Annotated in this window: 22 protein-coding genes; 6 read left to right on the top strand and 16 right to left on the bottom strand. The window is 66.5% G+C overall.

Annotation, left to right across the window (positions count from 1 at the left end; genetic code table 11):
* Positions 1 to 18 precede the first annotated feature (18 nt).
* Both mnmG and pepN read right to left on the bottom strand, forming a co-directional pair.
* On the bottom strand, positions 19 to 1,893 hold the full coding sequence (gene mnmG / locus ACR9ZJ_RS03955; protein WP_481286943.1) for a tRNA uridine-5-carboxymethylaminomethyl(34) synthesis enzyme MnmG: 1,875 nt from the start codon (positions 1,891 to 1,893) through the stop codon (positions 19 to 21).
* A 490-nt stretch (positions 1,894 to 2,383) separates the two neighbouring features.
* Entirely contained in the window at positions 2,384 to 5,032 is a 2,649-nt protein-coding gene (gene pepN / locus ACR9ZJ_RS03950) for an aminopeptidase N (protein WP_481286942.1), read from the bottom strand.
* Positions 5,033 to 5,107: 75 nt separating this feature from the next.
* On the opposite strand from pepN, the gene ACR9ZJ_RS03945 reads away from it, so the two are divergent.
* The 4 genes from ACR9ZJ_RS03945 to ACR9ZJ_RS03930 are packed head-to-tail and all read left to right on the top strand — an operon-like array spanning position 5,108 to position 8,669.
* The gene (locus ACR9ZJ_RS03945; RefSeq protein WP_481282233.1) at positions 5,108 to 6,112 is read left to right on the top strand and encodes an aldose epimerase family protein; all 1,005 of its coding nucleotides are present in this window, start codon (positions 5,108 to 5,110) and stop codon (positions 6,110 to 6,112) included.
* The gene (locus tag ACR9ZJ_RS03940; protein WP_481286941.1) at positions 6,109 to 7,068 is read left to right on the top strand and encodes a threonine ammonia-lyase; all 960 of its coding nucleotides are present in this window, start codon (positions 6,109 to 6,111) and stop codon (positions 7,066 to 7,068) included. Before ACR9ZJ_RS03945 ends, ACR9ZJ_RS03940 begins: the two co-directional genes overlap by 4 nt.
* Positions 7,047 to 7,760 (top strand): DNA-3-methyladenine glycosylase I, encoded by a 714-nt coding sequence (locus tag ACR9ZJ_RS03935; RefSeq protein WP_481286940.1) that lies wholly within the window; start codon positions 7,047 to 7,049, stop codon positions 7,758 to 7,760. The genes ACR9ZJ_RS03940 and ACR9ZJ_RS03935 overlap by 22 nt, the downstream gene beginning before the upstream one ends.
* Positions 7,761 to 7,805: 45 nt before the next feature.
* Positions 7,806 to 8,669, top strand: a complete 864-nt coding sequence (locus ACR9ZJ_RS03930) for a DUF72 domain-containing protein (RefSeq protein ID WP_481286939.1) — start codon at positions 7,806 to 7,808, stop codon at positions 8,667 to 8,669.
* Between the two features lie 12 nt (positions 8,670 to 8,681).
* Here the strand turns inward: ACR9ZJ_RS03930 and bioC are convergent, their stop codons facing one another.
* The 5 genes from bioC to bioB are packed head-to-tail and all read right to left on the bottom strand — an operon-like array spanning position 8,682 to position 13,329.
* Complete coding sequence (gene bioC, locus ACR9ZJ_RS03925) at positions 8,682 to 9,569, bottom strand: malonyl-ACP O-methyltransferase BioC (protein ID WP_481286938.1); 888 nt, start codon at positions 9,567 to 9,569, stop codon at positions 8,682 to 8,684.
* Positions 9,566 to 10,339, bottom strand: coding sequence for a pimeloyl-ACP methyl ester esterase BioH (gene bioH / locus ACR9ZJ_RS03920; RefSeq protein WP_481286937.1), 774 nt, complete (start codon positions 10,337 to 10,339; stop codon positions 9,566 to 9,568). Before bioH ends, bioC begins: the two co-directional genes overlap by 4 nt.
* Positions 10,336 to 11,073 (bottom strand): sulfurtransferase, encoded by a 738-nt coding sequence (locus ACR9ZJ_RS03915; RefSeq protein ID WP_481286936.1) that lies wholly within the window; start codon positions 11,071 to 11,073, stop codon positions 10,336 to 10,338. Before ACR9ZJ_RS03915 ends, bioH begins: the two co-directional genes overlap by 4 nt.
* A gap of 28 nt (positions 11,074 to 11,101) precedes the next feature.
* The gene (locus tag ACR9ZJ_RS03910) at positions 11,102 to 12,295 is read right to left on the bottom strand and encodes an aminotransferase class I/II-fold pyridoxal phosphate-dependent enzyme (RefSeq protein ID WP_481286935.1); all 1,194 of its coding nucleotides are present in this window, start codon (positions 12,293 to 12,295) and stop codon (positions 11,102 to 11,104) included.
* Positions 12,296 to 12,318: 23 nt separating this feature from the next.
* Positions 12,319 to 13,329 carry a biotin synthase BioB gene (gene bioB, locus ACR9ZJ_RS03905; protein ID WP_481282241.1) on the bottom strand — a complete coding sequence of 337 codons (1,011 nt, stop codon included), beginning with the start codon at positions 13,327 to 13,329 and terminating at the stop codon, positions 12,319 to 12,321.
* 136 nt (positions 13,330 to 13,465) lie between these two features.
* On the opposite strand from bioB, the gene ACR9ZJ_RS03900 reads away from it, so the two are divergent.
* Together ACR9ZJ_RS03900 and ACR9ZJ_RS03895 are read left to right on the top strand one after the other, a co-directional pair.
* Complete coding sequence (locus ACR9ZJ_RS03900) at positions 13,466 to 13,669, top strand: hypothetical protein (RefSeq protein ID WP_371022294.1); 204 nt, start codon at positions 13,466 to 13,468, stop codon at positions 13,667 to 13,669.
* A gap of 15 nt (positions 13,670 to 13,684) precedes the next feature.
* Positions 13,685 to 14,410: a ComF family protein gene (locus ACR9ZJ_RS03895; protein WP_481286934.1), complete on the top strand. Its 726-nt coding sequence runs from the start codon at positions 13,685 to 13,687 to the stop codon at positions 14,408 to 14,410.
* Between the two features lie 72 nt (positions 14,411 to 14,482).
* Here ACR9ZJ_RS03895 and ACR9ZJ_RS03890 read toward each other — a convergent pair whose 3' ends face one another.
* The 9 genes from ACR9ZJ_RS03890 to ACR9ZJ_RS03850 all read right to left on the bottom strand — a co-directional run bounded on the left by ACR9ZJ_RS03890 (position 14,483) and on the right by ACR9ZJ_RS03850 (position 25,820).
* Positions 14,483 to 15,979, bottom strand: coding sequence for a CehA/McbA family metallohydrolase (locus tag ACR9ZJ_RS03890; RefSeq protein WP_481286933.1), 1,497 nt, complete (start codon positions 15,977 to 15,979; stop codon positions 14,483 to 14,485).
* Positions 15,979 to 18,468, bottom strand: coding sequence for a TonB-dependent receptor (locus ACR9ZJ_RS03885; protein ID WP_481286932.1), 2,490 nt, complete (start codon positions 18,466 to 18,468; stop codon positions 15,979 to 15,981). Before ACR9ZJ_RS03885 ends, ACR9ZJ_RS03890 begins: the two co-directional genes overlap by 1 nt.
* A gap of 146 nt (positions 18,469 to 18,614) precedes the next feature.
* Positions 18,615 to 19,622: a 4-hydroxybenzoate octaprenyltransferase gene (gene ubiA, locus ACR9ZJ_RS03880; RefSeq protein WP_481282245.1), complete on the bottom strand. Its 1,008-nt coding sequence runs from the start codon at positions 19,620 to 19,622 to the stop codon at positions 18,615 to 18,617.
* A gap of 303 nt (positions 19,623 to 19,925) precedes the next feature.
* Positions 19,926 to 20,084 (bottom strand): hypothetical protein, encoded by a 159-nt coding sequence (locus tag ACR9ZJ_RS03875; RefSeq protein ID WP_481282246.1) that lies wholly within the window; start codon positions 20,082 to 20,084, stop codon positions 19,926 to 19,928.
* 78 nt (positions 20,085 to 20,162) lie between these two features.
* The gene (locus ACR9ZJ_RS03870; protein WP_481286931.1) at positions 20,163 to 21,647 is read right to left on the bottom strand and encodes a mannitol dehydrogenase family protein; all 1,485 of its coding nucleotides are present in this window, start codon (positions 21,645 to 21,647) and stop codon (positions 20,163 to 20,165) included.
* Positions 21,648 to 21,657: 10 nt separating this feature from the next.
* A complete protein-coding gene (locus ACR9ZJ_RS03865) occupies positions 21,658 to 22,728 on the bottom strand; it encodes an ABC transporter ATP-binding protein (RefSeq protein ID WP_481282248.1) in 1,071 nt (356 codons plus the stop codon).
* An 11-nt stretch (positions 22,729 to 22,739) separates the two neighbouring features.
* Positions 22,740 to 23,573: a carbohydrate ABC transporter permease gene (locus ACR9ZJ_RS03860; protein WP_481282249.1), complete on the bottom strand. Its 834-nt coding sequence runs from the start codon at positions 23,571 to 23,573 to the stop codon at positions 22,740 to 22,742.
* A 10-nt stretch (positions 23,574 to 23,583) separates the two neighbouring features.
* A complete protein-coding gene (locus ACR9ZJ_RS03855) occupies positions 23,584 to 24,459 on the bottom strand; it encodes a carbohydrate ABC transporter permease (protein ID WP_481282250.1) in 876 nt (291 codons plus the stop codon).
* On the bottom strand, positions 24,456 to 25,820 hold the full coding sequence (locus tag ACR9ZJ_RS03850; protein ID WP_481286930.1) for an ABC transporter substrate-binding protein: 1,365 nt from the start codon (positions 25,818 to 25,820) through the stop codon (positions 24,456 to 24,458). The genes ACR9ZJ_RS03855 and ACR9ZJ_RS03850 overlap by 4 nt, the downstream gene beginning before the upstream one ends.
* Positions 25,821 to 25,920 lie beyond the last annotated feature (100 nt).

The raw sequence follows: 25,920 nt of genomic DNA, 5'->3' as shown, positions 1-25,920 counted from the left end.
TGGCGCGCCGGGTTCCCCTCAGGCCGCCCGGCGCTTCAGATGCACCAGCAACAGTGAAATCGCGGCGGGCGTGACGCCGCTGATGCGTGCGGCCTGTCCGATCGTCGCGGGCAGGGAGCGCTTGAGCTTCAACAGGACCTCGGCGGAAAGGCCGCGCACGCGGTCGTAATCGAAGCCGTCGGGTATCGCCGTGGTCTCGTGCCGCCGCTGGCGCTCGATCTCCTCGCGCTGGCGCTCCAGGTAGCCGGAATACTTCGCTTGCACCTCCACCTGCGTCGCCACCTCGGCGTCGTCCACTCCAGGTCCGAGTTCGGCCACCGTCCTCAGCTTCGCGTAGTCCATTTCAGGACGACGGAGCAGGTCGAGGGCGTGCGTCTCGCGGCTGACGGCGATGCCGAGCGCGCGTTCGATGGCCGCGCCCAACGCGTTGCCCGGGGCGGCCCATAAACCGCGCAGTCGCGCGGTCTCGCGCTCGGTGGCCTCGCGCTTGGCTTCCAGGCGCTGGAGGCGTGCGTCCGACACCACGCCGCGTGCATGGCCCTGCGGCGTCAGTCGCAGGTCGGCGTTGTCCTCGCGCAGGTGCAGCCGGTATTCGGCGCGCGAGGTGAACATGCGATAGGGCTCGATCGTTCCGTTCGTCGTCAGGTCGTCGATGAGCACGCCGATATAGGCTTCGTCGCGGCGTGGATACCACGGCGCTTCGCCACGAATGGCGAGCGCGGCATTCATGCCGGCGATGAGTCCCTGCGCTCCGGCTTCTTCGTAGCCCGTCGTCCCATTGATCTGGCCGGCGAAATACAGGCCGGGAATGCCCTTGGTTTCCAACCAGGGGTGCAGGCCGCGAGGATCGAAGTAGTCGTATTCGATGGCGTAGCCGGGGCGCGTGATATGCGCACGCTCGAAACCCGGGATCGAGCGGACCAGCGCGTATTGCACGTCGAAGGGCAGCGACGTGGAAATCCCGTTGGGGTAGATCTCGAAGGTGTCCAGGCCCTCCGGTTCGACGAAGATCTGATGAGAGGTCTTATCGGCGAAGCGGACGACCTTGTCCTCGATCGAGGGGCAATACCGTGGACCGACACCCTCGATTTGTCCGCTGTACAGCGGCGATCGATCGAGCGAGCCGCGGATGAGGTCATGTGTCGCTTCGGTGGTGTGGGTGATCCAGCAACTCACCTGGCGCGGGTGATCGGCCGCCGAGCCCAGGAAGGAGAAGTTCGGCATCGGGTCGTCGCCCGGCTGCTCGTCCAGCATGGAGAAATCGATGCTGCGGCTGTCGATGCGCGGCGGCGTTCCCGTCTTCAGCCGGTCGGCGGCGACAGGCAGTTCGCGCAGCTTCGCGGCCAACGCCGAGGCTGGCGGATCGCCCGCCCGGCCGCCGGCGTACTGTGCTTGTCCGATATGGATCTTGCCGGCCAGGAAGGTGCCTGCTGTCAGCACGACGGCGGCGGCGTGGAAGTCGAGGCCCATCTGCGTGCGTACGCCGGCGACCCGCCCTCCGACGAGGATGAGGTCGTCCACCGCTTGCTGGAACAGCACGAGGTTCGGTTGCGTCTCCACCATGGCGCGGATGGCGGCCTTGTAGAGGCTGCGATCGGCCTGGCAGCGCGTGGCGCGTACCGCCGGGCCCTTCGAGGCATTGAGCGTGCGCCACTGGATGCCCGCACGGTCCGCCGCGATGCCCATGGCGCCGCCGAGCGCATCGATCTCCTTGACCAGGTGGCCCTTGCCGATCCCGCCGATCGCGGGATTGCAGCTCATCTGGCCGATGGTCTCGATGTTGTGGCTGAGCAGCAGCGTGCGCGCACCCGCGCGCGCGGCCGCGAGCGCGGCCTCGGTGCCGGCGTGTCCGCCACCGACCACGATGACATCGAAGGTTTCGCTATGCAGCATGGGAATCAGGCGTAGAAAGGCAGGAAGCAGGGCGTGATTTTACGCGGTACGGACGGGCGCCGCTCGACAGGAACCCTGGCCCGGGCACGACGACATGGCATGACTCGTGCTTGCCAATGGGCGCACTTCCGCTGGGCAGACGCTGCGCGACGATACGCGCGCCGAGGCCGAACGACAGGGGTTTGGCCGTGTGCCGGAGGAAGGAAGCGGGATGTGGGCAGGGATGCCCCATTCGGTTCGAATGAGATCTGGCGCCCGGCGGTCTCAGGAACAGGGGGAATCCAGGATGACCGTGCTGCCGGGCGCCAGAAACCGAGTGACTGGCACGAAGAGCCGCGGCTATGCCGCGGCTTTCTTCGTTGGGTCGAACATTACACCGTCGGAATGAACCGTGTGTGACTTTTTCGTCAACGAGGTGCTCCAAATCGGCAATTGGTGACGCGGTGCGTCAGTTTCTCCCCCACATTGAGACACCGCGCACATTTCTTCCTCAGCCCAGGGCGACCCGGGCGAGGATGTCGGTGAGATCCCGCGACAGGTCCTTCCGGCTGGCCAGTTCGGCCACCACGGCATGCGCGGCCTCCCGTCGCACGGGCTCCAGCCGTTTCCAGCCGTTGAACGCCGTCGCGATCCGCGCCGCCACCTGTGGGTTGAGCGAATCGATCGCGACCAGGCGATCCGCCAACCAGCGATAGGCCGCCCCGTCCGCGCGATGGAAGCCGGTGGGATTGGCCCGGGCAAAACTGCCCAGCAAGGACTGGACACGATTCGGGTTCTTCAGCATGAACGCTTGATCGTCTTCCAGTGCCTGGACCCGCGCCAGGGCGTCGGCCCCGGGCAGCAACGCCTGCATGGCGAACCACTTGTCGAGGGCCAGCGCGTTGCCGTCGTACCGCTGGCGGAAATGCGCGATCGGCGCCTCGGCGGCGTGGGCGTCGAGCGTGGCCAGCGTGGTCAGGGCCGCGAGACGGTCGGTCATGCCGGGTGCCTGCTCGTACTGCGCCCGCGCCAGTTCCCGCGCCTCGCCCGGCTGGATCAAGGCGTACAGATCGAGGACCCTGCGCTTCAGCTGGCGCCGCGCCTGGCTGAGGGCATCCAGCGCCGCGGTGGTCTCCGAACGCAGCGCCGCATAGCGGGCACGCAGGGCCTCCGCACCGATGCGCTGGGCCAGCATGCGCAACATGGATTGCCGGGCGATGCGGATGCGGTCCGGATCGCGTTCCGCCTGCCGTTCCACCAGCTCGATCTCGCCCGGCGGCGTCAGCAATTCGGCGAGCAGGGCATCGTCCACGCCCTTGTCGTTGAACAGATGGGCCAGGGCCTCGGTCCATGCACGCAGGGCCGAGCCTTCGACGTTACCGTCCCGGCAGTCGTCGTAGGCCAGCCCGGCCAGTTGCTGCCCGGCCTCCCAGCGGTTGAAGCCATCGGGATCGTGGCGCAGCAGGACGGCGAGTTCCCCGGGAACGTAGTCGCATTCGAGGATGACCGGCGCGGAGAAACCACGCAGCAGCGACGGAACCGGAACCGCTTCGATGTCTTCGAACACGAAGCTGCGTTCCGCGCTGTCGAGCACCACGGTACGTTCCGTCGCACCGGCGGCGGCTTCGCCTTCGAGGCGAAGCGGCAGGGCCTTGCCCGACTGGTCGAACAGCGAGAGGCGCACGGGGATGGGCAGTGCCTGTTTCGCGGTCTGGCCCGCGGTGGCGGGCGTGCGTTGCCTGAGCGTCAGGCGATACCGCCGTTGCGCGGCATCGAATCGCCCTTCGGCGGATAGCCGTGGCGTGCCCGCCTGCCCGTACCAGGCGAGATACGGCGACAGGTCGACACCATTGGCGTCGCCGAGCGCCGTGAGGAAATCCTCGATCGTGGCGGCCTGGCCGTCGTGCCTGTCGAAGTAACGGTCCATGCCCTTGCGGAAGCCTTCCTGGCCGAGGTGGCCGGCGAGCATGCGAACCAGTTCAGAACCCTTTTCGTAGACGGTGGCGGTGTAGAAATTGTTGATCTCGCTGTATTGCGAGGGGCGCACCGGATGCGACAAGGGGCCGGCGTCCTCGGGGAACTGCGCGCGCCGGAGCAGGGCCACGTCCTCGATCCGCTTGAGCGGCGCCGAGTTCATGTCGGCGGAGAAGCTCTGCTCGCGGAACACGGTGAGGCCTTCCTTCAGGCTCAACTGGAACCAGTCGCGACAGGTGACGCGGTTGCCGCTCCAGTTATGGAAATACTCATGGGCGACGACCGCCTCGACGTGGCGATACTCGTCGTCGGTGCTCGAATCCGGGTCCGCCAGCAGGTATTTCGCATTGAAGATGTTGAGACCCTTGTTCTCCATCGCGCCCATGTTGAAGTCGTGCGTGGCGACCACATGGAAGACGTCGAGGTCGTAGTTGCGCCCGTACGCTCGTTCATCCCACTGCATCGAGCGGATCAATGAATCCATCGCGTAGTCGCAACGATCGATGACATCCGCTTCCGCCCAGATATGCAAGGCGACGGCGCGGCCATCGGCGGTGGTGTAGTCGTGGCTGATCCGCTCGAGGCGGCCCGCCACCACGGCGAACAGGTAGCTCGGCTTCGGATGCGGGTCGACGAAGCGCGCCCAGTGGCGGCCATCCGCGAGCACGCCCTCCCCATCGGGATTGCCACCGGCGAGCAGTACCGGAAAGCGGTCGCGGTCGGCGCGCAAGGTCACGGTATAGCGCGACAGCACGTCGGGCCGGTCGGGAAAGAAGGTGATGTGGCGGAAACCTTCCGCCTCGCATTGCGTCAGCAGGAACCCGCGGTCGCGGCTGCCGGACAGGTACAGGCCCTCGAAGGCGGTATTCTCCGCCGGGCGCACGGCCACCCGCGTGGTCACGGTACAGCGGTCGGTGTCGACGGCGATTTCCAGCACCCCATCGGCGAGGATGTACTCGCCCTCGGCGAGGGTCCGCCCGTCCACGCCCAGCGACAGCAGTTCCACGCCCTCGCCGTTCAGTCGTATCGGCTCGTCCGCCTGGCGAACGAGGTCGAGCGTGGCGGCCACCTCCGTACGATCGATGCCGAGGTCGAACTCCAGGGCCACGTGCTCGACCGACCATGCCGGGGGACGGTAGTCGGCAAGGCGGATGACGGAGGTAGGGGCGTCGGAACGATCGCTCATGGCGGCACTACTAACGGTTGTCTGGTAAGGCAGGCAGGCTAACATGCGCTCGGAATCGTCAAAAGGAAGTTTCCCATGTCCCGTTTCAGCGTTACGCGTTCCCGTCTCGGTGCCCAGGAGCTGGTGGTCCTGGTCGATGCCGACGCCGACCGCGAGGTCCGTATCGCCCGGCGTGGCGCCACCGTCCTGTCGATCGGCACATGCTGGCGCGACGAGCAGCGCAATATCGCGGATGGTTTTCGCGACGAGCGGGAACTCGTCGGCCACAAGGGCTCCCGCTTCGCGATCATGACGCCGTTCGCAAACCGCGTTAACGATTCGCGGTATACATTTGAAGGAAAAACCTACGATTTGCAGCCAGGTGCCGTGGGCGCCGATCGCGCCAGCCGCCATGGTTTCCTGCGCGGCGTTCTCTTCGACGTTCAGCGCGAACATGCCGACGACGACAAGGCGTCCGTCACCCTGGTCACCCACGCCATCCGCCCGGAGGCGAACGCCGGCTACCCGTTCGCGCTGGATTTCAGCGTGACGTTCACGCTCGGCGACCGTGGCCTCGCGGTGGAAGCGAAGACGCGCAACGTGGGCGAACACGCCGCGCCGACCTTCTTCGGCTGGCATCCCTACTTCCGCCTGTCGGACAACCCGATCGAAGGCTGGGAGCTGCACGTGCCGGCCGACAAGGTGATCGCCACCGACAAGGATTTCATCCCCTTGCCGGGAACGCGGGCCTGGCAGGCCATCGACAAGGCCGATCGCGGACTGGATTTCCGCAGGGCGAAAGCCATCGGCGACATGCAGCTGAACCACACCTACGCGGACCTCCAGCTGGATTCCGATGGCAAGGCGCGTACACGCCTGCGCGATCCGAAATCCGGCATGGGCATCGCCGTGTGGCAGGAGAAGGGCGTCATGCTGGTATTCACCGCCGACACGGCCGACCGGGACGCGCGCAAGTCGGTGGCGCTCGAACCGATGGAATGCATGCCGGATGCGTTCAATCGTGACGATTGCGCGCCGCTCGTCACGCTGGCGCCGGGCCAGGAGCGTCGCTTCGTCTGCGGCGTGGAGTTCGACGCGTGAACCTTCCCGGCTTCGCGGACATTCGCGACGCGGCGGCCCGCATCGCGCCACACGCCCGGGTCACCCCGGTGCTGCGCAGCGACCGCATCGACGACCTCGTCGGCACGCCCGTCGTGTTCAAGTGCGAGAACCTCCAGCGCGGTGGCGCGTTCAAGTTCCGCGGCGCGACGAATGCCGTGTGGTCGCTGACCGACGAGGAGGCGGCACGCGGCGTGGTAACGCATTCTTCCGGCAATCACGGCAACGCGCTGGCCATGGCGGCGCGAACGCGCGGCATTCCCGCCCACGTCGTGATTCCCGAGGGCGCCGTGAAGACGAAGGTCGATGCGATCGTCGCCGCCGGCGCGACCGTGCATCGGTGTGCGCCGACAACCGCGGCGCGCGAGGCGCTGGCCTCCGCCTTGCAGGCCAGTACCGGTGCGACCCTGGTCCATCCCTATGCGGACGCACGGGTGATGGCGGGGCAAGGCACCCTCGTGCCTGAACTGTTTCGCCAGGCTCCGGGGCTGGATACCGTCCTGTTTCCCATCGGCGGCGGTGGGTTGGCTTCCGGTTGCTCGATCGCGGCGCATGGCATCGATCCGGCTATCGCGCTGTTCGGCGCGGAACCGGAAGGTGCCGACGATGCCGCCCGCTCGCTCGAGGCGGACGAACGCGTAGGGCCGTTCGTGGCCGATACGATCTGCGACGGCTTGCGCACGCTGATCGGCGAGCCCAACTTCCACGCCCTGCGCGATCATGGCGTGGTCGCGTTGCGCGTCAGCGACCCGGAGTGCGTCGAGGCGATGAAGTTGCTCTGGACCGAGTTGCGTATCGTCGTCGAAGTCTCCAGTGCGACGGTGCTCGCCGCCATGCTGCGCTATCCCGCGCGCTTCGCAGGGCGTCGCGTCGGCGCGGTGCTCACCGGGGGTAACGTGGACCTGGACGCGCTGCCGTGGAGTCCTTCTTCACGCTGACGGCGCCGCCCAACACGATGACGGCCGCCCGCGCCGCTTCTGGTCATCGCATGCGGACGTATGTCAAGGCGACGAGCGGACATCGGCTCCTGCGTCGCGTGGCTATCCTCGCCCTTCCTCAAGTGCAGATACGGGGGTGGCGGATGCGCTGCCAATGGGCCGAACGCAGCGACGCGGAGCGCGTCTACCACGATACCGAATGGGGCGTGCCCGTCCATGACGATCGCGGTCTGTTCGAATGGCTGGTACTGCGCGGATCGCAGGCGGGCCTGGCCTTGCGCACGGTACTCGCCAAGCGGAAGTCCTACCACCTCGCCTTTCATGGTTTCGACATCGCACGCATCGCGGCAATGACCGATGCGGAGCTCGCCACCGTGTTGCGCGATCGCGGCGTGATCCGGCACCGCCTCAAGATCGAATCCATACGCGGCAACGCGCGTGCAAGCTTGCGCGTTATCGACGATGTGGGTTCGTTATCCGCCTACCTTTGGTCGTTCATCGGCGATTCTCCGCAGAAGAACGCGTGGCGGCTTGACGCGCAGGTGCCAGTGCATAGCCCGGCCTCCGACCGCATGAGCGAGGCGATGCGCAAGCGCGGCTTCCGTTTCGCCGGGACGGCCATCTGCTACGCGGTGATGCAGTCGGTGGGCATGGTCAACGACCATGTCGTCGGCTGTCATCGCTATCGATGACGCCGCGTTCACCATCGCTGCACCGGCGGCGCGTTGCCATGGGGCATGGCTACCACTCGCATCGGCATCTCCGGCTGGCGCTACTCGCCTTGGCGTGGCGTCTTCTATCCCTCCGATCTCGTCCAGCGGGACGAACTCGCCTACGCGTCGCGGCAATTTCCGACAATCGAACTGAATGGCTCGTTCTACTCGTTACAGCGGCCCGAAAGCTACCAGTCCTGGTACGAGGCCACGCCCAGGGGCTTCGTCTTCGCCGTGAAAGGCCCGCGCTTCATCACGCACACCCTGCGCCTGCGCGACATCGAAAGGCCGTTGGCGAATTTCTTCGCCTCGGGCGTGCTCGCCTTGCGCGAGAAGCTGGGCCCCATCCTCTGGCAGTTTCCGCCGAGCTTCCGCTTCGAACCGGAGCGGTTCGAAGCCTTCCTTGCCTCGTTGCCGACCCACGTGAAGGCCGCCGCGACGCTTGGTCGCAAGCATGACGCACACTTGAAACGCAAACCCTTCCTTGAAGTGGCTCGCAATCACCGTTTGCGCCATGCCGTGGAGATCCGCAACGAAAGCTTCGTCGATCCCTCGTTCATCGCCCTGTTGCGCAAGTACGGTATCGCTTTCGTCGTGGCGGATACGGCGGGCAAGTATCCGCGTTATTTCGACGTCACGGCGCCGTTCGTCTACGTGCGCCTGCACGGCGACGAGGAACTGTATGCAAGCGGGTACGGCGAGGCGGCCCTGGCCGACTGGGCGCGCCGCATTCGCGCATGGCGTCGTGGCGCGCAGCCTGCCGGAGATCCGCGTATCGCCAGGTCGGCGCCGCCCAGGCGCGCGTCCCGCGACATCTATGTTTACTTCGATAACGACGCCAAGGTGAAGGCCCCGGGCGACGCGCACGCCCTGGCCGCGTTGCTCTGATCCCGGGTGGAGTCAGAACGGGGTCTTGCGCCGTGAGCCACGCAGGTTCTCGATCGGGAAGCTGGCGATCTCGCCACCGCCTTCGCGCCGCGACTGCCCGGCGGGCGGCCCCCATGCGTGCGCCGTGACCACTTCCCAGGTCGAGGGGACGACACCCTCGCTGCGCATGGCCTCGTAGGCGTCGAGCATGCGCTTGTAATGCTGTTTGCCGGTCAGGCCACGAGGACGGTCGGCATCGGCGTTGTTCGCGCCCAGGCCCTTCAATTCATCCAGCAGCGCACGGGGAGTGGGATAGGTCAACGTGTAGCGCTCGGCGAAAAGCACGGGATCGCGCAGGCCCTGGGCCAGCATGGCGTCGCCGATGTCGTGCATGTCGAGGAAGCGCGCCACGTGCGCGTGCTGGTCGGCCTCCGCCCAGGCCGCACGCAGCTCCTTCAAGGTATCGGGGCCGAACGTGGAGAAGGTGAGCAGCCCGCCCGGCTTCAGCACGCGCGCGCATTCGGCGAACAGGCGGGAGAGGTCTTCGCACCACTGGAAACAGAGGTTGGAAAAGAGCACGTCCACGCTGTGGTCAGGCACGGGCAAGGTGTACGCGTCGGCGACGACGCGGCCGAACGGCTTCAGCCAGGACGCGTTATGCCGGGCCTGTTTCAGCATCGGCAGCGCGAGATCGATCGCGATCACCTGCGCCTTCGGATAGCGCTTCTTCAGTGCCGCGCTGCCACGGCCGGTGCCGGCGCCGACATCGAGGACGATTTCCGGCGCCGATTCGTAGATGTCGAGCCGGTCGACCAGGGTGGACTGCACCTCGCGCTGCAGCGCGTCGTGTTTTTCGTAACTGCCGGCGGCGCGCCCGAAATTGCGGCGAACCTGGCGTCGATCGAAGTGGAAATCGCTCATGCGTCTGCGTCGGTGAATTGTGTCAGGACATCCGCCACGGCGGCGGCGTGTCCGATGAAAGGGGCGTGCCCGGCATGGGCGATCTCGGCGAAACGACCACGTGCCGCTCCGGCGGACCAGCGCATCGCCTCGGGATGGACAATGCGGTCGCGGCGGCCCGCGATCCAGAGGCTGGGCTGGCGAAGCCCGGCCAGGCGCGGTCGCAGATCGGTGGTTTCGAGCAGGCGCAAGCCTTCCAGCAGCACGCGCGGGTCGGGTTCGCCGCGAGAGAACGCTTCCTCCTTCAGCCGGCGCGCCTCGGCGCGCGGATCGGCGCTGCCCATGGCCTCCAGGGCGATGAACCGCTCCACGGTGGCCATGTAGTCGTCCTCGAGATCGGCTGCCAGGCGGTGGACCATGGCCACGTCGTTGCCGTGTGGCCAATCCTCGCCGCGCACGAAGCATGGCGTGGAACAGACGGGGACCACCGCTCGCACGGCCTCCGGCACGTCCAGGGCGGCGGCCAGGGCCACCAATCCGCCCATCGACCAGCCCAGCCACGTGGCCGGTGGCGTGGCGGCGGCGATCGCACGCGCGCAGGCGAGCGGTTCCAGCGGGATGTCGGAATCGCGGGAATAGCCATGACCTGGCAGGTCGACGACGTACATCGTGTAGCGTGCCGCCAGCGCCTCGACCAGTGGCGCGAGAATGCCGCCGTGCATGGCCCAGCCATGGATCATCACCAGCGGCGTCGCGCCGGCGCCATGGGTTTCGATGTGCAGGCCGCTCATGCCTTCCGGCTCGGCGCGAGCGACGGATCGACCGCGCCGCGTTCGTCGAACACGAAGCAGTCGCCGCGCCAGTGGGCGCCACCCACCTCTTCGAAATACTTGAGGATGCCGCCTTCCAGCTGGAACACGTTCGCGATGCCGATCTCGCGCATGTGGATGGCCGCCTTCTCGCAGCGGATGCCGCCCGTGCAAAACGAGACCACGGTCTTTCCCTCGAACCGCTCGCGGTCGGCGGCGACGGCGGCGGGGAAGCCGGTGAAGCTGGAGAGGCCGTAGTCGACGGTGTTCTCGAACGTTCCCTCGGCCACTTCGTAATCGTTGCGGGTATCCAGCAAGACCACCTCGCGGCCGGCGTCGTCGTGACCGCGATCGAGCCAGCGGCGGAGGTCCGCCGGCAGCACGTGCGGCGCCCGTCCCTCCGCGGGACGAATGGCCGGCGCGTGCATCGTGATGATTTCCTTCTTCAGGCGCACGCGCATCCGGCGGAAGGGTGGTGCGTCGGACACGCTTTCCTTCGGCGCGAGATCGGCGAAGCGCGGGTCCTCGCGCAGCCAGTCGATGAAGGCGGCCACGGCATCGGAGGGTGCGGCCAGGAACAGGTTGATGCCTTCGGGCGCGAGCAGGATGGTGCCCTTGAGGGCGAGGGCTTCGCAGCGTTCGACGATCCGCGCCCGCAAGGCGTGCAGGTCGTCGAGGCCGACGAACTTATAGGCGGAGATGTTGAGGATCGTCATCGTCATGACCGGCGGGTGTGACCGCCCATTATACGGCCGCGCTTTCCAGGGCACGGGGCAAGCGGCCCAGCGCGTCCAGCAGGGCGTCGATCCGCTCCGGCGAATGCGTCGCGGAAAGGGTGATGCGCAGCCGCGCGCCGCCCGGCGGCACGGTCGGCGGACGAATCGCCACGACCAGGAATCCCGCGGCTTCCAGCGCGGCGGCGGCGGCCATGGCGGCCCCGGCGGAACCGACGAGCAGGGGCTGGATGGCGGTCGCCGAGGGCATCAGGCGCAGGCCGAGTTGAGCGGCACCGGCGCGGAATCGCCCGATGTTCGCCGCCAGGCGGTCACGGCGGCCTTCGGGATCGGTTCGCACGAGGCGTATGGCCGCCCGGGTGGCGGCGGCGAGTGCCGCCGGCATGGCGGTCGTATACACGTAGGTGCGGGCGAATTGGGTGATCGCCTCGATGACGGACGCGTCGCCCGCCACGAAGGCGCCAGCGCAACCCAGCGCCTTGCCCAGGGTGCCCATGAGGACGGGAACCTCCCTGGCGCCGAGGCCAGCCGCAGCGACCGAACCCGCACCCTGCGGCCCCATGACGCCCAGGCCGTGCGCGTCATCCACGTAAAGCATGGCGCCGCGCTCCTGGCAGACGGCGGCGAGCGTGGCGAGCGGCGCCACGTCGCCATCCATGCTGAACACGCCATCGGTGGCCACCAGCGCCGGCAGTCCGGGACAGGCGTCGAGCTGGCGGGCGGCGCCGTGCGCGTCGGCATGGGGATAGCGGCGCAGTTCCGCGCCAGCCAGATGGGCACCGTCGATGAGACTGGCGTGATTGAGCCGGTCCTGCACGCAGAGGGCATCCGGCCGGCCTTGCACCGGCGTCGCTCCCGCGCCGAGCAGCGCCTGCAGGGCGCCGAGGTTCGCCATGACGCCCGTGGAAAACAGCAACGCCCGTTCGCGGCCGGTCCAGTCGGCCAGTTCCTCCTCCAGGGCCGCATGCTCGCCGCGGTGGCCGGCCACGAGGTGGGCCGCACCGGTGCCGACACCCTCGGCGGCGGCCGTGCGGGTGAACGCGGCGACGAGATGGCGATGGCCGGCGAGGCCGAGATAGTCGTTGCCGCAGAAATCCGCCAGCACGCGCCCGCCGACGAGACGCCGGTCGCCGCCAAGAACGTCGCAGACGCGGCTCTGGCGCAGCAGGCCGGCCTGCGCGCGTCCGCTCCGGGCGGCGTCCATGCGCGCTCGGAGATCGGGCCGGTTCACGCGGCGGCGTGGTCGTGCGCGACGATGTCGGCGTGCACCGTGCCTGGTTCGACCTCGACTTCCATCGGCTTGAGGCCGAGGCGTGCGAACAGGCGGCGATCGTGCTCGACGTCGGGATTGCCGGTGGTCAGCAGTTTTTCGCCGTAGAAGATGGAGTTGGCCCCGGCGGCGAAGCACAACGCCTGCAACGCGTCGTCCATGCTTTCGCGGCCGGCGGACAGGCGCACCACGGACGCGGGCATGAGGATCCGCGCGACGGCGATGCTGCGCACGAACTCGAACGGATCGAGCGCCTCGGTGCCGGCCAATGGCGTGCCCGCGACCTGCACCAGCCGGTTGATCGGCACCGATTCCGGATGCTCGGGCAGGTTGGCCAGCGTCGCCAGCAGGCCCGCACGCTGCGCGCGCGACTCGCCCATGCCCACGATGCCGCCGCAACAGGTCCGCAGGCCCGCCTCGCGCACGTGTTCGAGCGTATCCAGGCGATCCTGGTATTCACGCGTGTGGATGATCTCGCCGTAGAAGTCCGGGGAGGTGTCCAGGTTGTGGTTGTAGAAATCCAGTCCCGCGGCCTTCAGCGTATCGGCTTGCGGCTGGCTGAGCATGCCCAGCGTGGCGCAGGTCTGCAGGCCCAGCGACTTCACCGCGCTGACGATCTCGGCCACCTTGGCTACGTCGCGGTCCTTGGGCGAACGCCACGCGGCGCCCATGCAGAAGCGGCTCGCGCCCGCGTCCTTGGCGGCTTGCGCCTTGGCCAGGACGGCCTCCACGCTCATCAGCTTCTCGGCCTTCACGCCGGTGGCGTAGCGCGCCGCCTGGGGACAGTAGGCGCAATCCTCGGGGCAGCCGCCGGTCTTGATCGAGAGCAGGGTGGAGACCTGCACCGCGTTGGGATCGTGGTATTGCCGGTGGATGGTCTGCGCGGTAAAGAGCAGGTCATTGAACGGCAAGGCGAAAAGGTGCTCGACCTCTTCGCGGGACCAGTCGTGGCGGATGGCTGCGGTCATGGTGGGTTCCCGGGGCGAAGGCGCGCAGTGTGTAAATCCCGGTCGCCACTGTCAACCTTAACGACCTTTTGCAAGTTGACATCGGGTGCGCCATCCCTGCCGTACGATGGCTTCGAATCCCACGAGGAGGCGACCGATGAGCGATGGACAGGGCAGCAGTGGCAACGTGCTTGCGGCGATCTGCAGTTTCTTCATCCCGGGCCTGGGCCAGCTGGTACAGGGACGCGTCTTCAAGGCGCTGATCATGTTCGTGCTCGCCGCGGTGCTCTGGGTGATCTGGCTGGGCTGGATCATCCACCTGTGGTCGATCGTCGACGCAGCCATGTTCCGCCGACCGTAACCGCCCATCCCGCGCATGGACGCGTTTCGCTGGAAGGAACGACTGGCGTCGGTGGGGCGCTTCATCCTGCCGCCGCGTTGCCTGCTTTGCGCCGGCTCCGGTCGCGGCGGACTCGAACTATGCGCGGGTTGCCGGTCCATGCTGATCGGCAACCTGTCGTCGTGCGGCCGCTGCGCGCTCCCCCTGGCCGAGCCGACACCGGAATGCGATACCTGCCAGCGGCATCCCCGCCCCTGGGCGGATGTGTGGGTGCCCTTTGCCTACGCGTGGCCACTCGACACGCTTGAGATGCGCTTCAAGTTCGGCGGAAGCCTCGCGGCGGGGCGTGTCCTTTCGGCGTGCTGGATGGAAGCCGGGCCACCACCGCTCATGCCCGAACTGATCGTGCCGGTGCCGTTGCATGGACGCCGGTTGCGCGCCCGTGGTTACAACCAGGCGTTGGAACTGGCCCGGCCGCTGGCGCGCCGCTATCGCTTGCCGCTTGCGCGCGACGTGCTGCTACGCGCGCGAACGACCGATGCGCAGACCGACCTGGACGCGGCCGCACGTCAGGACAACGTGCGCGGCGCGTTCGCGGTGAGCCGCGTGCCACGGCAGAAGCACGTGGCGGTCGTCGACGATGTGATGACCACGGGCGCGACACTCGCCGAGTGTGCTGGCGCATTATTGGCGGTGGGCGTCGAGCGGGTGGACGTGTGGGCACTGGCACGGACGCCGCTGCCGAGCCATGGCGGAAGCTAGAAGCATCGCCGACAAGGTCGGCTCCCACCAGGCCACCGCAACCCGGTGGGAGCCGACTTTGTCGGCGATGCTCTAATAGTTCACATAAACCGGATTACCCAGGATCAGCAGCTTGCCTTCCGCCGAGCGTACGTCCACGCGCAACCAGTGCGGCTTGCCATCGCTCGTCCAGTCGAACGACGCTTCGCCATTCGCCGGTATGCGCTTCACTGGCACGCCGTCGAACGGCTTGCCGTCGATCGTCACCGCGATGTCGTTTCCTTGCAGCGCCGTGGTACGAACGCCTATATGGAGCGTCGCGCCGCCAGCCACCGTGATCGCATCGCCCATCGTGGCGCGCGAGGAGCCGTTGCTCGCGAGCACGTCCAGTGCACGGTCGCGCGAACCCTCCGTGTCGACGAATACATGCCCCGCGCGGATGCCATCGAGGATGCCTTCCATCGACAGTTCACGCGCGTGCACGACCGTCGTCGGCGTGCCGATCACGCCGGCGAATGCATCACGCGGATCATCCGTGCCCACATGGCTGTCGCTACCCCCGATGGCGGTGATGCGAAGGCCCGCGTTCAACTGGGACTCCCAGAAGGGTATGCCGGTGTCGGCACGTTCGGCATCACGGCCGTTCACGGCCTCGATGGCCTGAAAGCCGTGCATGTCCACCGGCGTGACCGGCGTGAACCCGCAACCCATGCAGGTTTCGTCGTTCGGCCGGCGCGGGTGATTCACCGAGATCAGCCCGTGGGCGCGCGCGACGTCGGCCAGGAGCGCGTTCCAGTCCGGCACCTGCTTGCTCCCTACGCGGAAATCGACGGCACGGGAGACGCCGAACAGGTTGGCGTGGCCCGAGAACGTGGTGATCTCCCGCGCCGGGATGAGCAACATGGTGTCGAAGTACGGCTGCATCTCGCGCATGCCGGATACCTGCGACATGGTGTTGTGCTCGGAGACGGCGATGAAATCCAGTCCGCGTTTCGCGGCCGAAGCCAACGTGAAGAGCAGCGGACAAGGCACCTTCCTGGTGCCGGAGGCGCTGAGGCAGTTGCCGTCGCTGTGCGCCGAATGCATGTGCAGGTCGCCGCGATACCAGCGCTCCGTCGTGGACAGGGGCGCGGTCAGCCCATGTTCCGGGCCAAAACCTTCGTCATCCCCCGACAGCCAGACGCGCGCCGTATACGTGGCCTTCGATGCGGGACGGATGTTCGGGATGCCCAGCAGCAACCGCCACCGTCCCGGCACGATGGCCCCGGGGAGGAAGGAAGCCGTGGCATCGGTGGCCGATACGGTGAAGCGGCGCTTGCTGCCGCCACTCCATCCACGGAAGCCATCCTGCGTCTCGAACCCACCCGGCCCGAGCAGGCCCAGGTCGACGGTGGTGCGTTCCTCGCGACCCGTGTAGTCGACGTCGATGGTGATCCGCGACGTGCCCCTGGGTACGTCGAAGGGCACCTCGCGATACGTGTGCTGGTCGGCACCGGTGAGTTCGCCGCGGAGGACGAGGTCGGGCGCCCGCTCCGCCGCCATGGCGACGGCGGCGAAGCAGCACAGCAGGAGGGCGATCAGCGCCCGCATCAGAAACGGTACATCGCGGCGAGGCGGAACGAGCGGCCCAGCAGCGGGCGCGCGATGAACGTGTTCGCGCCGGCGTCGGAACTGGCCAGTTCGCCCGCGCGCGGGTTGCCCTCGGTGAGTCCGAGCGAATTGGTGATGTTGTCCGCGTAGAGGAACAACGAAAGCTGTGGCGTCGCGTCGTAGCGCGCACTGGCACCCACCACGTGGTACGAGGGAAGCACGACCGAGTTAGCCGTGTCGACGTAACGCTTGCCTTCATGCTCATACGACACCTGCAGGCGCAGGCGGCCGTCGAGCAGGTTCACCCCGGGGACGATGCGGTAACTCACCTTGGGCACGCGGATCAGCTGGTTGTCGTCGTAATCGCGAAGCACCGGCGCACCGGCCACCACGTCGGTGTAGCTCAGGCCCTTGTACTTCGGGTCCTGCAAGGTGGCGTTGAACTGCACGTCGAACCACTTCGTCGGATACAGCGTGCCTTCGAGTTCGAGGCCATAGGTCTTGGTGTTCGCGTAGCCCGTCTGCGGCGTGGAGGTGTTGCCGTTGCGGTCGAACACGTTGTTGGTGAAGCTGACGTTGTCGTACTTGGTGTAGAACGCCGTCGCGTACAGGTCCATGAAGCGGTCGCTGTACTTCCAGCCCGCTTCGGCGAGGTCCATCGTCTGCAGCAGCGGCGTGGCCGTCGGGTTGGTGATGTACGTGCTGAGGTTGGGCAGGCGGAAGGCCGAGGTCCATCGTGCGAACAGGCCCTGGCGCGGCGAGAACTGCCAGTTGGCGCCGAGGGTCCATCCCGTCTTGTCGAACGACTGGTCGTAGTGGGCGAGCTTTCCATTTCCGGTGAGCACCTGCGTGGCCGCCGGCGAGCCGCCGATATCGACGGTCTGCTTGCCTTCGGTGTAGCCCTCCACGTTCACCTTCTCCCAGCGCACGCCGCCGTCGATGCGCAACTCCGGCGTGACCTGCCATTCGTCGGAGGCGTAGAAAGCGTTGGTCTTCGACTTGCCGCTGGCGTGTTCCCACTCGTATCCGTAGCGATAGAAGCCATGGTCGGTCAACGAACCCACGACGTTGCCATTGGCATCCACGCCCACCAGGTCGAGCAGCCGTGCGTTGTCCCGGGCATCGGTCAGCACGGTCGAGGAGTAACGGTCGAAATCCTGCTCGAAGTTGGCGTGGTAATAGCCGAAGGTGACGTCGTGGCTCTGGTCGCCGAACTCGAACTTGCGCAGTACGCGCGTATCGTTGATGAATTCGTCCACCGGCAAGGTCACGCCGCGAAGGCCTTCGGTCACGACCAGCCCGTTGCCGTTCTGGTTCGCCACGTTGAAGACTTGCGACGGGTTGTCGACGTAGCGGAACTGCAACGCCGTGGCGCCAGGGATGCTCGAAAGGCGCTTGCTGTCCTGGGTGATGAACGAGCTGGCGCTCTGCAACGCGTTCGGGAAAACGCCATTGCGCTGGGTGTCGGTCGTGCTGTAGCGCATCGATTCGGCAAGCTTCCAGTCGTCGCCGAGGTCATGGTCGAACTTGAACGACACCTGGGTGCGCTTCACGTGCGTGCCTTCGGTGTTGTCGAAATCGTAGAGGCCACCGCCGGCTTCGCGCATCTTCAGGTGCTCGGTCTCGGGGCCGGCCAACGTCCCGTAGTTGCCGTTGAAGCCGGGCACGGCGCGAATGTCGCCGCTGGCGTTGGTGCGCATCGGAATGCCGAGGTAGAGGGCGACCTTGTCGTCCATGTGCTTCACGTCGAAGCTGATATCCCCGTGCTCGAGTTCCTTCGACAGCGTCGCGCGCAGCTGGCCGCCATCATCGGCATGGAACTGCGGGCGGCGCACGCCGTCGTCCACGCGCCAGAATCCGCCGACGCCGAGTTTCCAGCCGCTACCGATCGGTGTGCCGTACCAGAAGTCGAGCCGGTTCAGCGAATAATTGCCGACGGTGTACTTGACCAGGCCTTCCGCCGTGTCGCCGACCTTGCGCGGAATGAAATTAATCGCGCCGGCCGGTGCATTCGAGTAGAACACCGACGAAGGACCGCCGCGGACCACCTCGACGCGTTCGATCGTCTCGTCGAGGCGGAAGGCCTGGTCGGCGTTGAGGTAGCCCAGCGCGGGATCGTGCTGCACCGGGATGCCATCCTCGAGCAAGGTCACCGACCCGTAACCGTCCACCGGGATACCACGCGCACGGATGTTGCCCGAGGCTTCGCCGCCGGACGATTCCACCCAGAAGCCAGGAACGGATTTCACCGCTTCGGTGACGCTGGTCGGCGCCTGCATGCGCAGACGGTCTTCGTCGATCGTGGTGATCGAGTAGCTGGTCTCGGCCTTGGTCCGGCTTTCCACGCCCGAGCGTGCCGTGACCACGACGTTGTCGAGGTCGGTCGTCTTCTTCTCGGGATTGCCGTCTTGCGCGTGGGCGGCGGCGGAAACGAGCAACGCACCGGCGAGCGCCGCGCGCACGGCGCGGCTGAGCAGGGTCTTACGCATCTTTTTTGTCTTCCGGGGGAGTGGGGGCAGGAAGCCCGCGACCCGCAAGAACTTATGCGTTACCGATGACGGAACGGCTGAAGTTTCATGACGGTCCGATTTCAATCGAGCCAAATGATGACGGCCGTTTCACGCTGTGATGCCGGTCACAAGGCGAGGGCGATGACGATGCCGAGCCAGAGTGCCAGCCCCACCCAGTTGTTGTGGCGAAACGCGGTGAGGCATGCGGCGCGATCGCGGTCGCGCATGATCCATTGCTGGTAGCCGAACAGTCCGGCGGTAACGGCCAGGCCGATCCAGTACGGCCAGGCCAGCGCTGAACGCGTTCCCACGAGCAGCATCGCCAGCAGGAACGTGCCCATGAGCACGCCGATGATCACGAGATCGGCGTCGGCGAACAGGATGGCCGTGGACTTGGCGCCAGCCTTGATGTCTTCGTCGCGGTCCACCATCGCGTATTCGGTGTCGTAGATCACCGACCAGAGGATGTTGGCGATGAATAGCAGCCATGCCACCGGAGGCACGGTGTTCGTCACCGCCGCGAAGGCCATGGGAATCGACCATCCGAACGCGGCGCCGAGCACCACCTGGGGCAGGTTGGTATAGCGCTTGGTAAACGGGTAGACCGCGGCCAGCGCCGCTCCGGCGAAGGAGAGCAGGATGGTGAGCTTGTTGGTGAACAGCACCAGGATGAACGAGAACAGCAGCAAGCCGCCGAAGACGATCAGTGCTTCGCGCGGCGTCACGCGTCCGCTGGCGATGGGGCGTCCGGCCGTTCGCGTCACCTGGGGGTCCAGCTTGCGGTCGGCATAGTCGTTGATGGCACAACCCGCCGAGCGCATGGCGAAGACGCCAAGGGTGAAGATGACCAGCGGGCCGATGGGCGGAAAGTCTTTCGCGGCGAGCCACAGCGCCCACCATGTCGGCCACATCAACAGGAGTGCGCCGATAGGCCGGTCCATGCGCGTGAGCACGAGATAGGCGTGGATCTTCTCGCGCCGTGCGGGCGGCAGGCCTTTCAGCAGGAAGGCGAGCACGCGCTCGGCGTTGGTCGACGCGTCGGCGGGGCGGGCTGCCGGCGCTGCCACGGCGGTCTTGCGCGCGGCGGGCGTCGCCTTGCGACGCGGTGAAGGCTTGCGGGGGGTGGGGCTCATGCGGAGAAGTCTAGCCGACCCGGCGGCACGAATCGCCGACTTCGCAGCCTTGTGGGAGCCGACCTTGTCGGCGATCCCGCGGCAGCGGGCCAGGTTGCGGCAAGCACCCATCGCCGCTGAAGCGGCTCCCACAAGAGCAGCGGTTTCCACAAGAGCCGCCCATGGCGAGCCAAGTCTTTGTGGGAGCCGACCTTGTCGGCGATCCCGCGGCAGCGGGCCAGGGTGCGGCAAGCTCCCATCGCCGCTGAAGCGGCTCCCACAAGAGCCGCTCACAGCGGGCCGGGTGTTTATCGAGGCGGGTCTTTAGCGCTCCAGCGGCTCGATCGGATCGTCGTCCACCGGCGGCTCGGGGTCCGCGTCGCGCTCGGGCTTGTAACTTCCCGGTTTGCGGATCTCATCATCCGGGCGATTCTTTCCCGGCTCGGCGAACGGGGGTTGGGGATTTGTCGGGGTGTAAGGCATGTGCGGACTCCACTCGGCCACGTTGGATGCCAACCTAGGTTCGCGCGGGTGAAGTCCCCGGGTAGGCCCCGTAAAGCTTCAGTCGAGGAGGGCGTCGAGCCGCTCCAGCGTCCACCGTACGCCGTGCGAGGAGAGGGCCTCCACGCAAGTGTCGTACTGCTTGCGGAAGCGCGGGTCCCTGGCCGGCAGGGGGCCGACCAGTTCCACGCTTTCGATCAGGGTGTCCTTCGAGCCGCTGTCGATCAGCGGCTGGACGAGCCGCATCGCATTCGGTTCGCGCAGCGGATAGGCCTCGCCATGATCGTCCTTGCCCACGCGGACGTAGCGATCGAACGCGGCAAGAAGGAAGGCGAGCCGGCGTGCGTCCCTGCCGTGTTCCAGGCAGGCGGTGAGGGTGGGTCCGAGGAAACCGGGAATCTTCGAACCGCCGTCGAGGCAGAGCCGGTCGAGCTGATCGGCGATCGACGCGTTGCTGAAGCGCTCCAGCAATTTCTTCTTGTACGGATCGAGGTCCATGCCCGGCAGCGAGGTCAACCAGACGCCCGCATCGTGGTCGAGGAAATCCGAGAGGTAACGATTGAACAGCGGATCTTTCACGGCCTCGTCCACGCGGCGATGACCGGCGAGGAAGGCGGGGTACGAGAGCATCTGGTGGGACCCGTTGAGCAGGCGGATCTTGGCGTCCTCATAGGGCGAGACGTCGCTCACGATCTGCGCGCCATGGCGCTCCCACGCCGGACGGCCATGGCGGAACGTATCTTCGAGTACCCACTGGATGAAGTCTTCACAGACCACCGGTGCCCGGTCGTCGAGCCCGGTGGCGGCATTCAACTGCTCGCGCACGGCGGGCGTGGTCGCGGGGGTGATGCGGTCGACCATGGCGTTGGGAAAATCCACCTCTCGCTCGATCCATTCGGCAAGCTCCGGCGAACGGGCTCGTGCGAACGCGAGGACGGCCTTCTTCGCCTGCGCACCGTTATGCCGCAGGTTGTCGCACGACATCACCGTGAACGCGGGAATACCGGCGGTACGACGCCGTTCCAGCGCGCCCACGAGGTAGCCGAAGACGCCGCGCGGCGAATCGGGATGCGCCAGGTCGTGCGCCACCGTGGCATCGTCGACGCGGAAGTTTCCGTGTTCGTCGATGAGATAGCCGCCCTCGGTGATGGTGAGCGAGACGATCCGGATCGAAGGATCGGCGAGTCGCCCGAGCACCCGGGAGCCATCGCGGGGCGCATACAGGTAGTCCACCATGGCGCCGACGAGGTGTGTCGTGCGTACGCCTTTCGCATCGAACTCGCTGACCGAGTACAGGCCATCCTGTGCCGTCAAGGCATCGGCCAGCGGTTCGTCGTGTTCGAGCAGGTTGATCCCGAGGATGCCCCACTCGCGCATGTCCTCGTCGGCGAGCACGCGGTTCGTATAGATGGCCAGGTGTGCGCGATGAAAGGCGCCGACGCCGATATGCGCGATGCCGGCCTTCACCGTGCGCCGGTCGAAGGGTGGCGGCTCGACGCCCGGGGGCAGCTGGCCGAGGGTCTCGTTGCTCAGGGAAACGGGCATGGCGGGGTTCTTACGGATGGTGGATGGCGACACCGGAGGTATCGAAGAGGTGGGCGTGGGTGAGGTCCAGGCGGATACAGATATCGCGGCCTGCGCGGCGGTCGAAGTCGCCATCGGCACGCACCGTGATCGAGCCGACCTGCGGCACGTCGACATAGGCGTAGGTCTCGCTGCCCAGCCGCTCGACGACGGTGAGCTTGCCGGTGACGGTTTCGCCGGTGCCATCGCCGTCGCAGACCTGGAGATGCTCGGGGCGAATACCGATGGTGACGGCACCCGTGCCCGCCGATGCGCCCGGTACGGCGACCGTGTTGCCATTGCGAAGGCGGAACGTGCCCCCTTCCGCCGTGGCGTCGAGGAAATTCATCCGCGGCATGCCCAGGAATCCCGCGACGAAACGGTTCACCGGCTTGCGGTAGAGCTCCATCGGCTTGCCGATCTGCTCGATGCGTCCCTCGCTGAAGATGGCGATGCGGTCGGCCAGGGTCATCGCCTCGACCTGGTCGTGGGTGACGTAGATCATCGTGGCGTTGAGTTCCTGGTGCAGCCGCGCGATCTCCAGGCGCGTGGCGGCGCGCAGCGCGGCGTCGAGGTTGGAAAGCGGTTCGTCGAACAGGAATACGCGTGGCTCGCGGGTGATCGCGCGGCCGATCGCCACGCGTTGCCGCTGCCCGCCCGACAGCGCGGATGGCTTGCGCTCGAGGTAAGGTTCCAGGGCGAGGATCTTGGTCGCGCGGGCTACCTTCTCGTCGATGGCGCGCGGGTCCATCTTCGCCAGCTTCAGGGCGAAGGACATGTTCTCGCGCACCGTCATGTGCGGGTAGAGCGCATAGCTCTGGAACACCATCGCGAGGTCGCGCTTGTCGACGGCACGATCGGTGATGTCGTCCTGGTCGAGCAGGACCTGACCATCGTCGGCTTCCTCCAGCCCGGCGATAAGGCGCAAGGTGGTCGACTTGCCGCAGCCGGAAGGGCCCAGGAAGACGCAGAACTCGCGGTCCTCGACCACGAGGTCGATGCCCTTGATGACGTCGACGCCTTCGAACGACTTGCGCAGCGAACGGATTTCCAGACGGGACATGGGAAGGGCTCCTATTTGACGGCGCCGAAGGTGAGGCCGCGGACGAGCTGTCGCTGCGACAACCAGCCGAGCACCAGGATCGGTGCGCAGGCCAGCGTCGACACGGCGGACAACTTCGCCCAGAACAGTCCCTCGGGGCTGGAGAACGAGGCGACCAGCGCGGTCAGTGGTGCCGCGCTGGTGGTGGTGAGGTTGAGCGACCAGAACGCCTCGTTCCAGGACAGGATGAGGCAGAGCAGCGCCGTCGAGGCGAGTCCGCCGCGGCTGACCGGGATCAACACCCGGAACATGGTCTGCCACGTGCTCGCGCCATCCATGCGCGCCGCCTCCAGGATGTCGTAGGGAATGTCGCGGAAGTAGGTATAGATCATCCAGACCATGATCGGCAGGTTGATCAGCGCGAAGATCACGACAAGGGCGGTCTTCGAGTCGAGCAGGTTCAGGTCGCGGCAGATCAGGTAGATCGGCACCAGCACGCCCACGCCGGGAAGCATCTTCGTCGACAGCATCCACAACAGCACGTCCTTGGTGCGTTTCGTCGGGTGGTAGGCGAAGGCGTAGGCCGCGGGCACGGCCACGATCATGCCCAGGACCGTCGCGCCGCCGGCGGTGACGATCGAGTTCCATGCGTAGTGCAGGTAGTTCGCGCGTGCGAGCACCTGTTCGTAGTTCTCCAGCGTGGGCTTGAACAGGAAATGCGGTGGCATGCTGAACGCATCGAGCTCCGACTTGAAGCTGGTCAGCAGCATCCAGAGGATGGGGAAGAAGACCACGAGGGCGACGATCCACGATGCGATGGCGCGGATCGTGCGGGCGAGGCGGCGCTGCGGTTTCTTGTGGGCCATGGTGTCCTCCTCAACGCGCCGTCAACGACTTGCCGATCAGGCGGATGAGGAACACCGCCATGATGTTGGCCAGCACCACCGCGACGAGGCCGCCGGCCGAGGCGGCGCCCACGTCGAATTCCAGCAGGGCCTGGGTGTAGACCAGGAACGGTATGTTGGTGGTCGCGTCACCCGGTCCCCCGTTGGTGGTGACGTAGATCTCGGCGAAGATGTTGAGCAGGAAGATCGCCTCCACCATCACCACCACCGCGATGGGCCGGGCGAGATGCGGCAGGGTGAGGTAACGGAAGATCGCCATGCCGCGCGCACCGTCCATGCGCGCCGCTTCCAGTTGCTCGCGGTCGAGCGATTGCAGGGCGGTGACGAAGATCAGGATGGCGAAGGGCAACCATTCCCACGAGACCACCACGATCACCGAAAGCAGCGGCCAGTCCGCGAACCAGTTCACCGGCGTGGCACCGAACAGCTTCCATACCCAGGCGAGGAAGCCGGACACCGGGTTCATCAGCAGGTTCTTCCAGACCAGCGCGGCCACGGTGGGCATGATGAAGAACGGCGAGATCAGCAGCATGCGCACGATGCCCTGGCCGGGGAAGGTCTCGTCCACCAGCACGGATACCAGCACGCCACCCACGACGGTGATGACGAGTACGCTGCCGACCAGCACGATGGTGTTGAACACGGAAGCCCAGAAGCTGGGATAGGTGAAGAAATAGGCGAAATTCTCCAGGCCCACGAAGGCCGACTTCCCCGGGTAAAGCAGGTTGTAGTACTGCGTGGAGAAGTACAGCGTCATCGCCAGCGGCACGATCATCCATGCCAGAAGCATCAGGATGGCCGGTTGCGCGAGCCATCGTTCCGGGCGTTTGCGGATGCGCGCGTTCATGGCGACGACTCCTTCTGGATGACCGGTTTCTTGTCGTAGTACCCGGCGCGCTTCATGGTGCGATCGACGGCGCCCTGCGCCGTATGCAACAGTTCATCCACGTTGCCGCGCCCGGCGAGCGCACCGGCGATCTGCCTGCCGACCAGGGTGGCGACGGCCTGGAATTCCGGAATCGAGACGATCTGGATGCCCTTGTAAGGGACAGGCTTCAACGTCGGGTGCGCGGGGTCGACCGCTTTCAGCGAATCGTAGGTCACCCGCGCGAAAGGAGCGGCCTTGATATAGGCCTCGTTGGCGTACGTGGATTCGCGGGTGCCGGGCGGCGTGGATTCCTCGCCATATTTTTCGGCGACCATGCGCAGGTAGGGTTTCGACGTAGCCCAGAGGATGAAGTCACGTGCGGCATCGGCCTGGCGGGAGCTGGCGGGGATCGCGAGCGACCAGACCCAGAGCCATGACGAACCGCGGTCCGTGACCTGGTGTGGCGAGCGCACGAAGCCGACCTTGCCGGCCACCGAGCTTTCCTTGGGATTGGCGACGGTGCCACCGCCGACGCTCGCATCCACCCACATCGCGCAACGCCCCGCCGAGAACAGCGCCAGGTTCTCGTTGAACCCGTTGTCCGAGGGGCCGGGCGGTCCGTATTTCGAAAGCAGGTCGACATAGAAATTCACGGCCTGGTGCCACTCCGGCGTGTCGATCTGTGGCTTCCATCCTTCGTCGAACCAGCGGCCGCCCCAGCTGTTCACGATGGTGCCGAGCAGGGCCATGTTCTCGCCCCAGCCGGCCTTGCCGCGCAGGCAGATGCCGTACACGCCGTGCGTGGGATCGTGGAGTTTCCGTGCGAACCCGCGGATCTGGTCCCAGGTCGGTGCGGCCGGCATGGTCAGGTTCGCCCTGGCGAAGAGATCGGTCCGGAAGTAGGTGATGCTGGCTTCGGCGTAGAAGGGCAGCGCATAGAGATGCCCTTCTACCGTCAGTTGTTCACGCACGTTCTTGAAGATGTCGTCGGCGGCGTAATCGGCGGGAAGGTTGTCCAGCGGCTTCAGCCACTGCTGGGCGCCCCATAGTGGCGCCTCGTAGGCACCGATCGTGATCACGTCGAACTGGCCGCCATGCGTGGCGATGTCGGTGGTGAGGCGCTGGCGTAGCGTGTTTTCCTCCAGCACCACCCAGTTGAGGTGCACGTCCGGATGCGCCTTCTCGTATTCGGAAGAGAGCGCCTGCATGCGCACCATGTCGGCATTGTTCACGGTGCCGATCGTCAGCGTCGTGTCGGCGCGTGCCACGGCCACGACGCCCGGCAGCGTGGCGAACAGGGTGATGGCGAGTGCGCCGAGCCGGTTCCGGTAATCGCTCATCTTGCCTCCCTGGGTGGGCGGTCGAATGGATGTGCGTTTATAGGTTCAGCGCGGTGGTGCTCACCAATACGTGCCGTGTCGTTTTATGGTGAAAATACAT

The sequence above is a fragment of the Luteibacter sp. KNZ12-1A genome, assembly GCF_056755675.1.
Note: the sequence above shows the minus strand (reverse complement) of the source record. Positions and strands in the feature narration are given on the sequence as shown.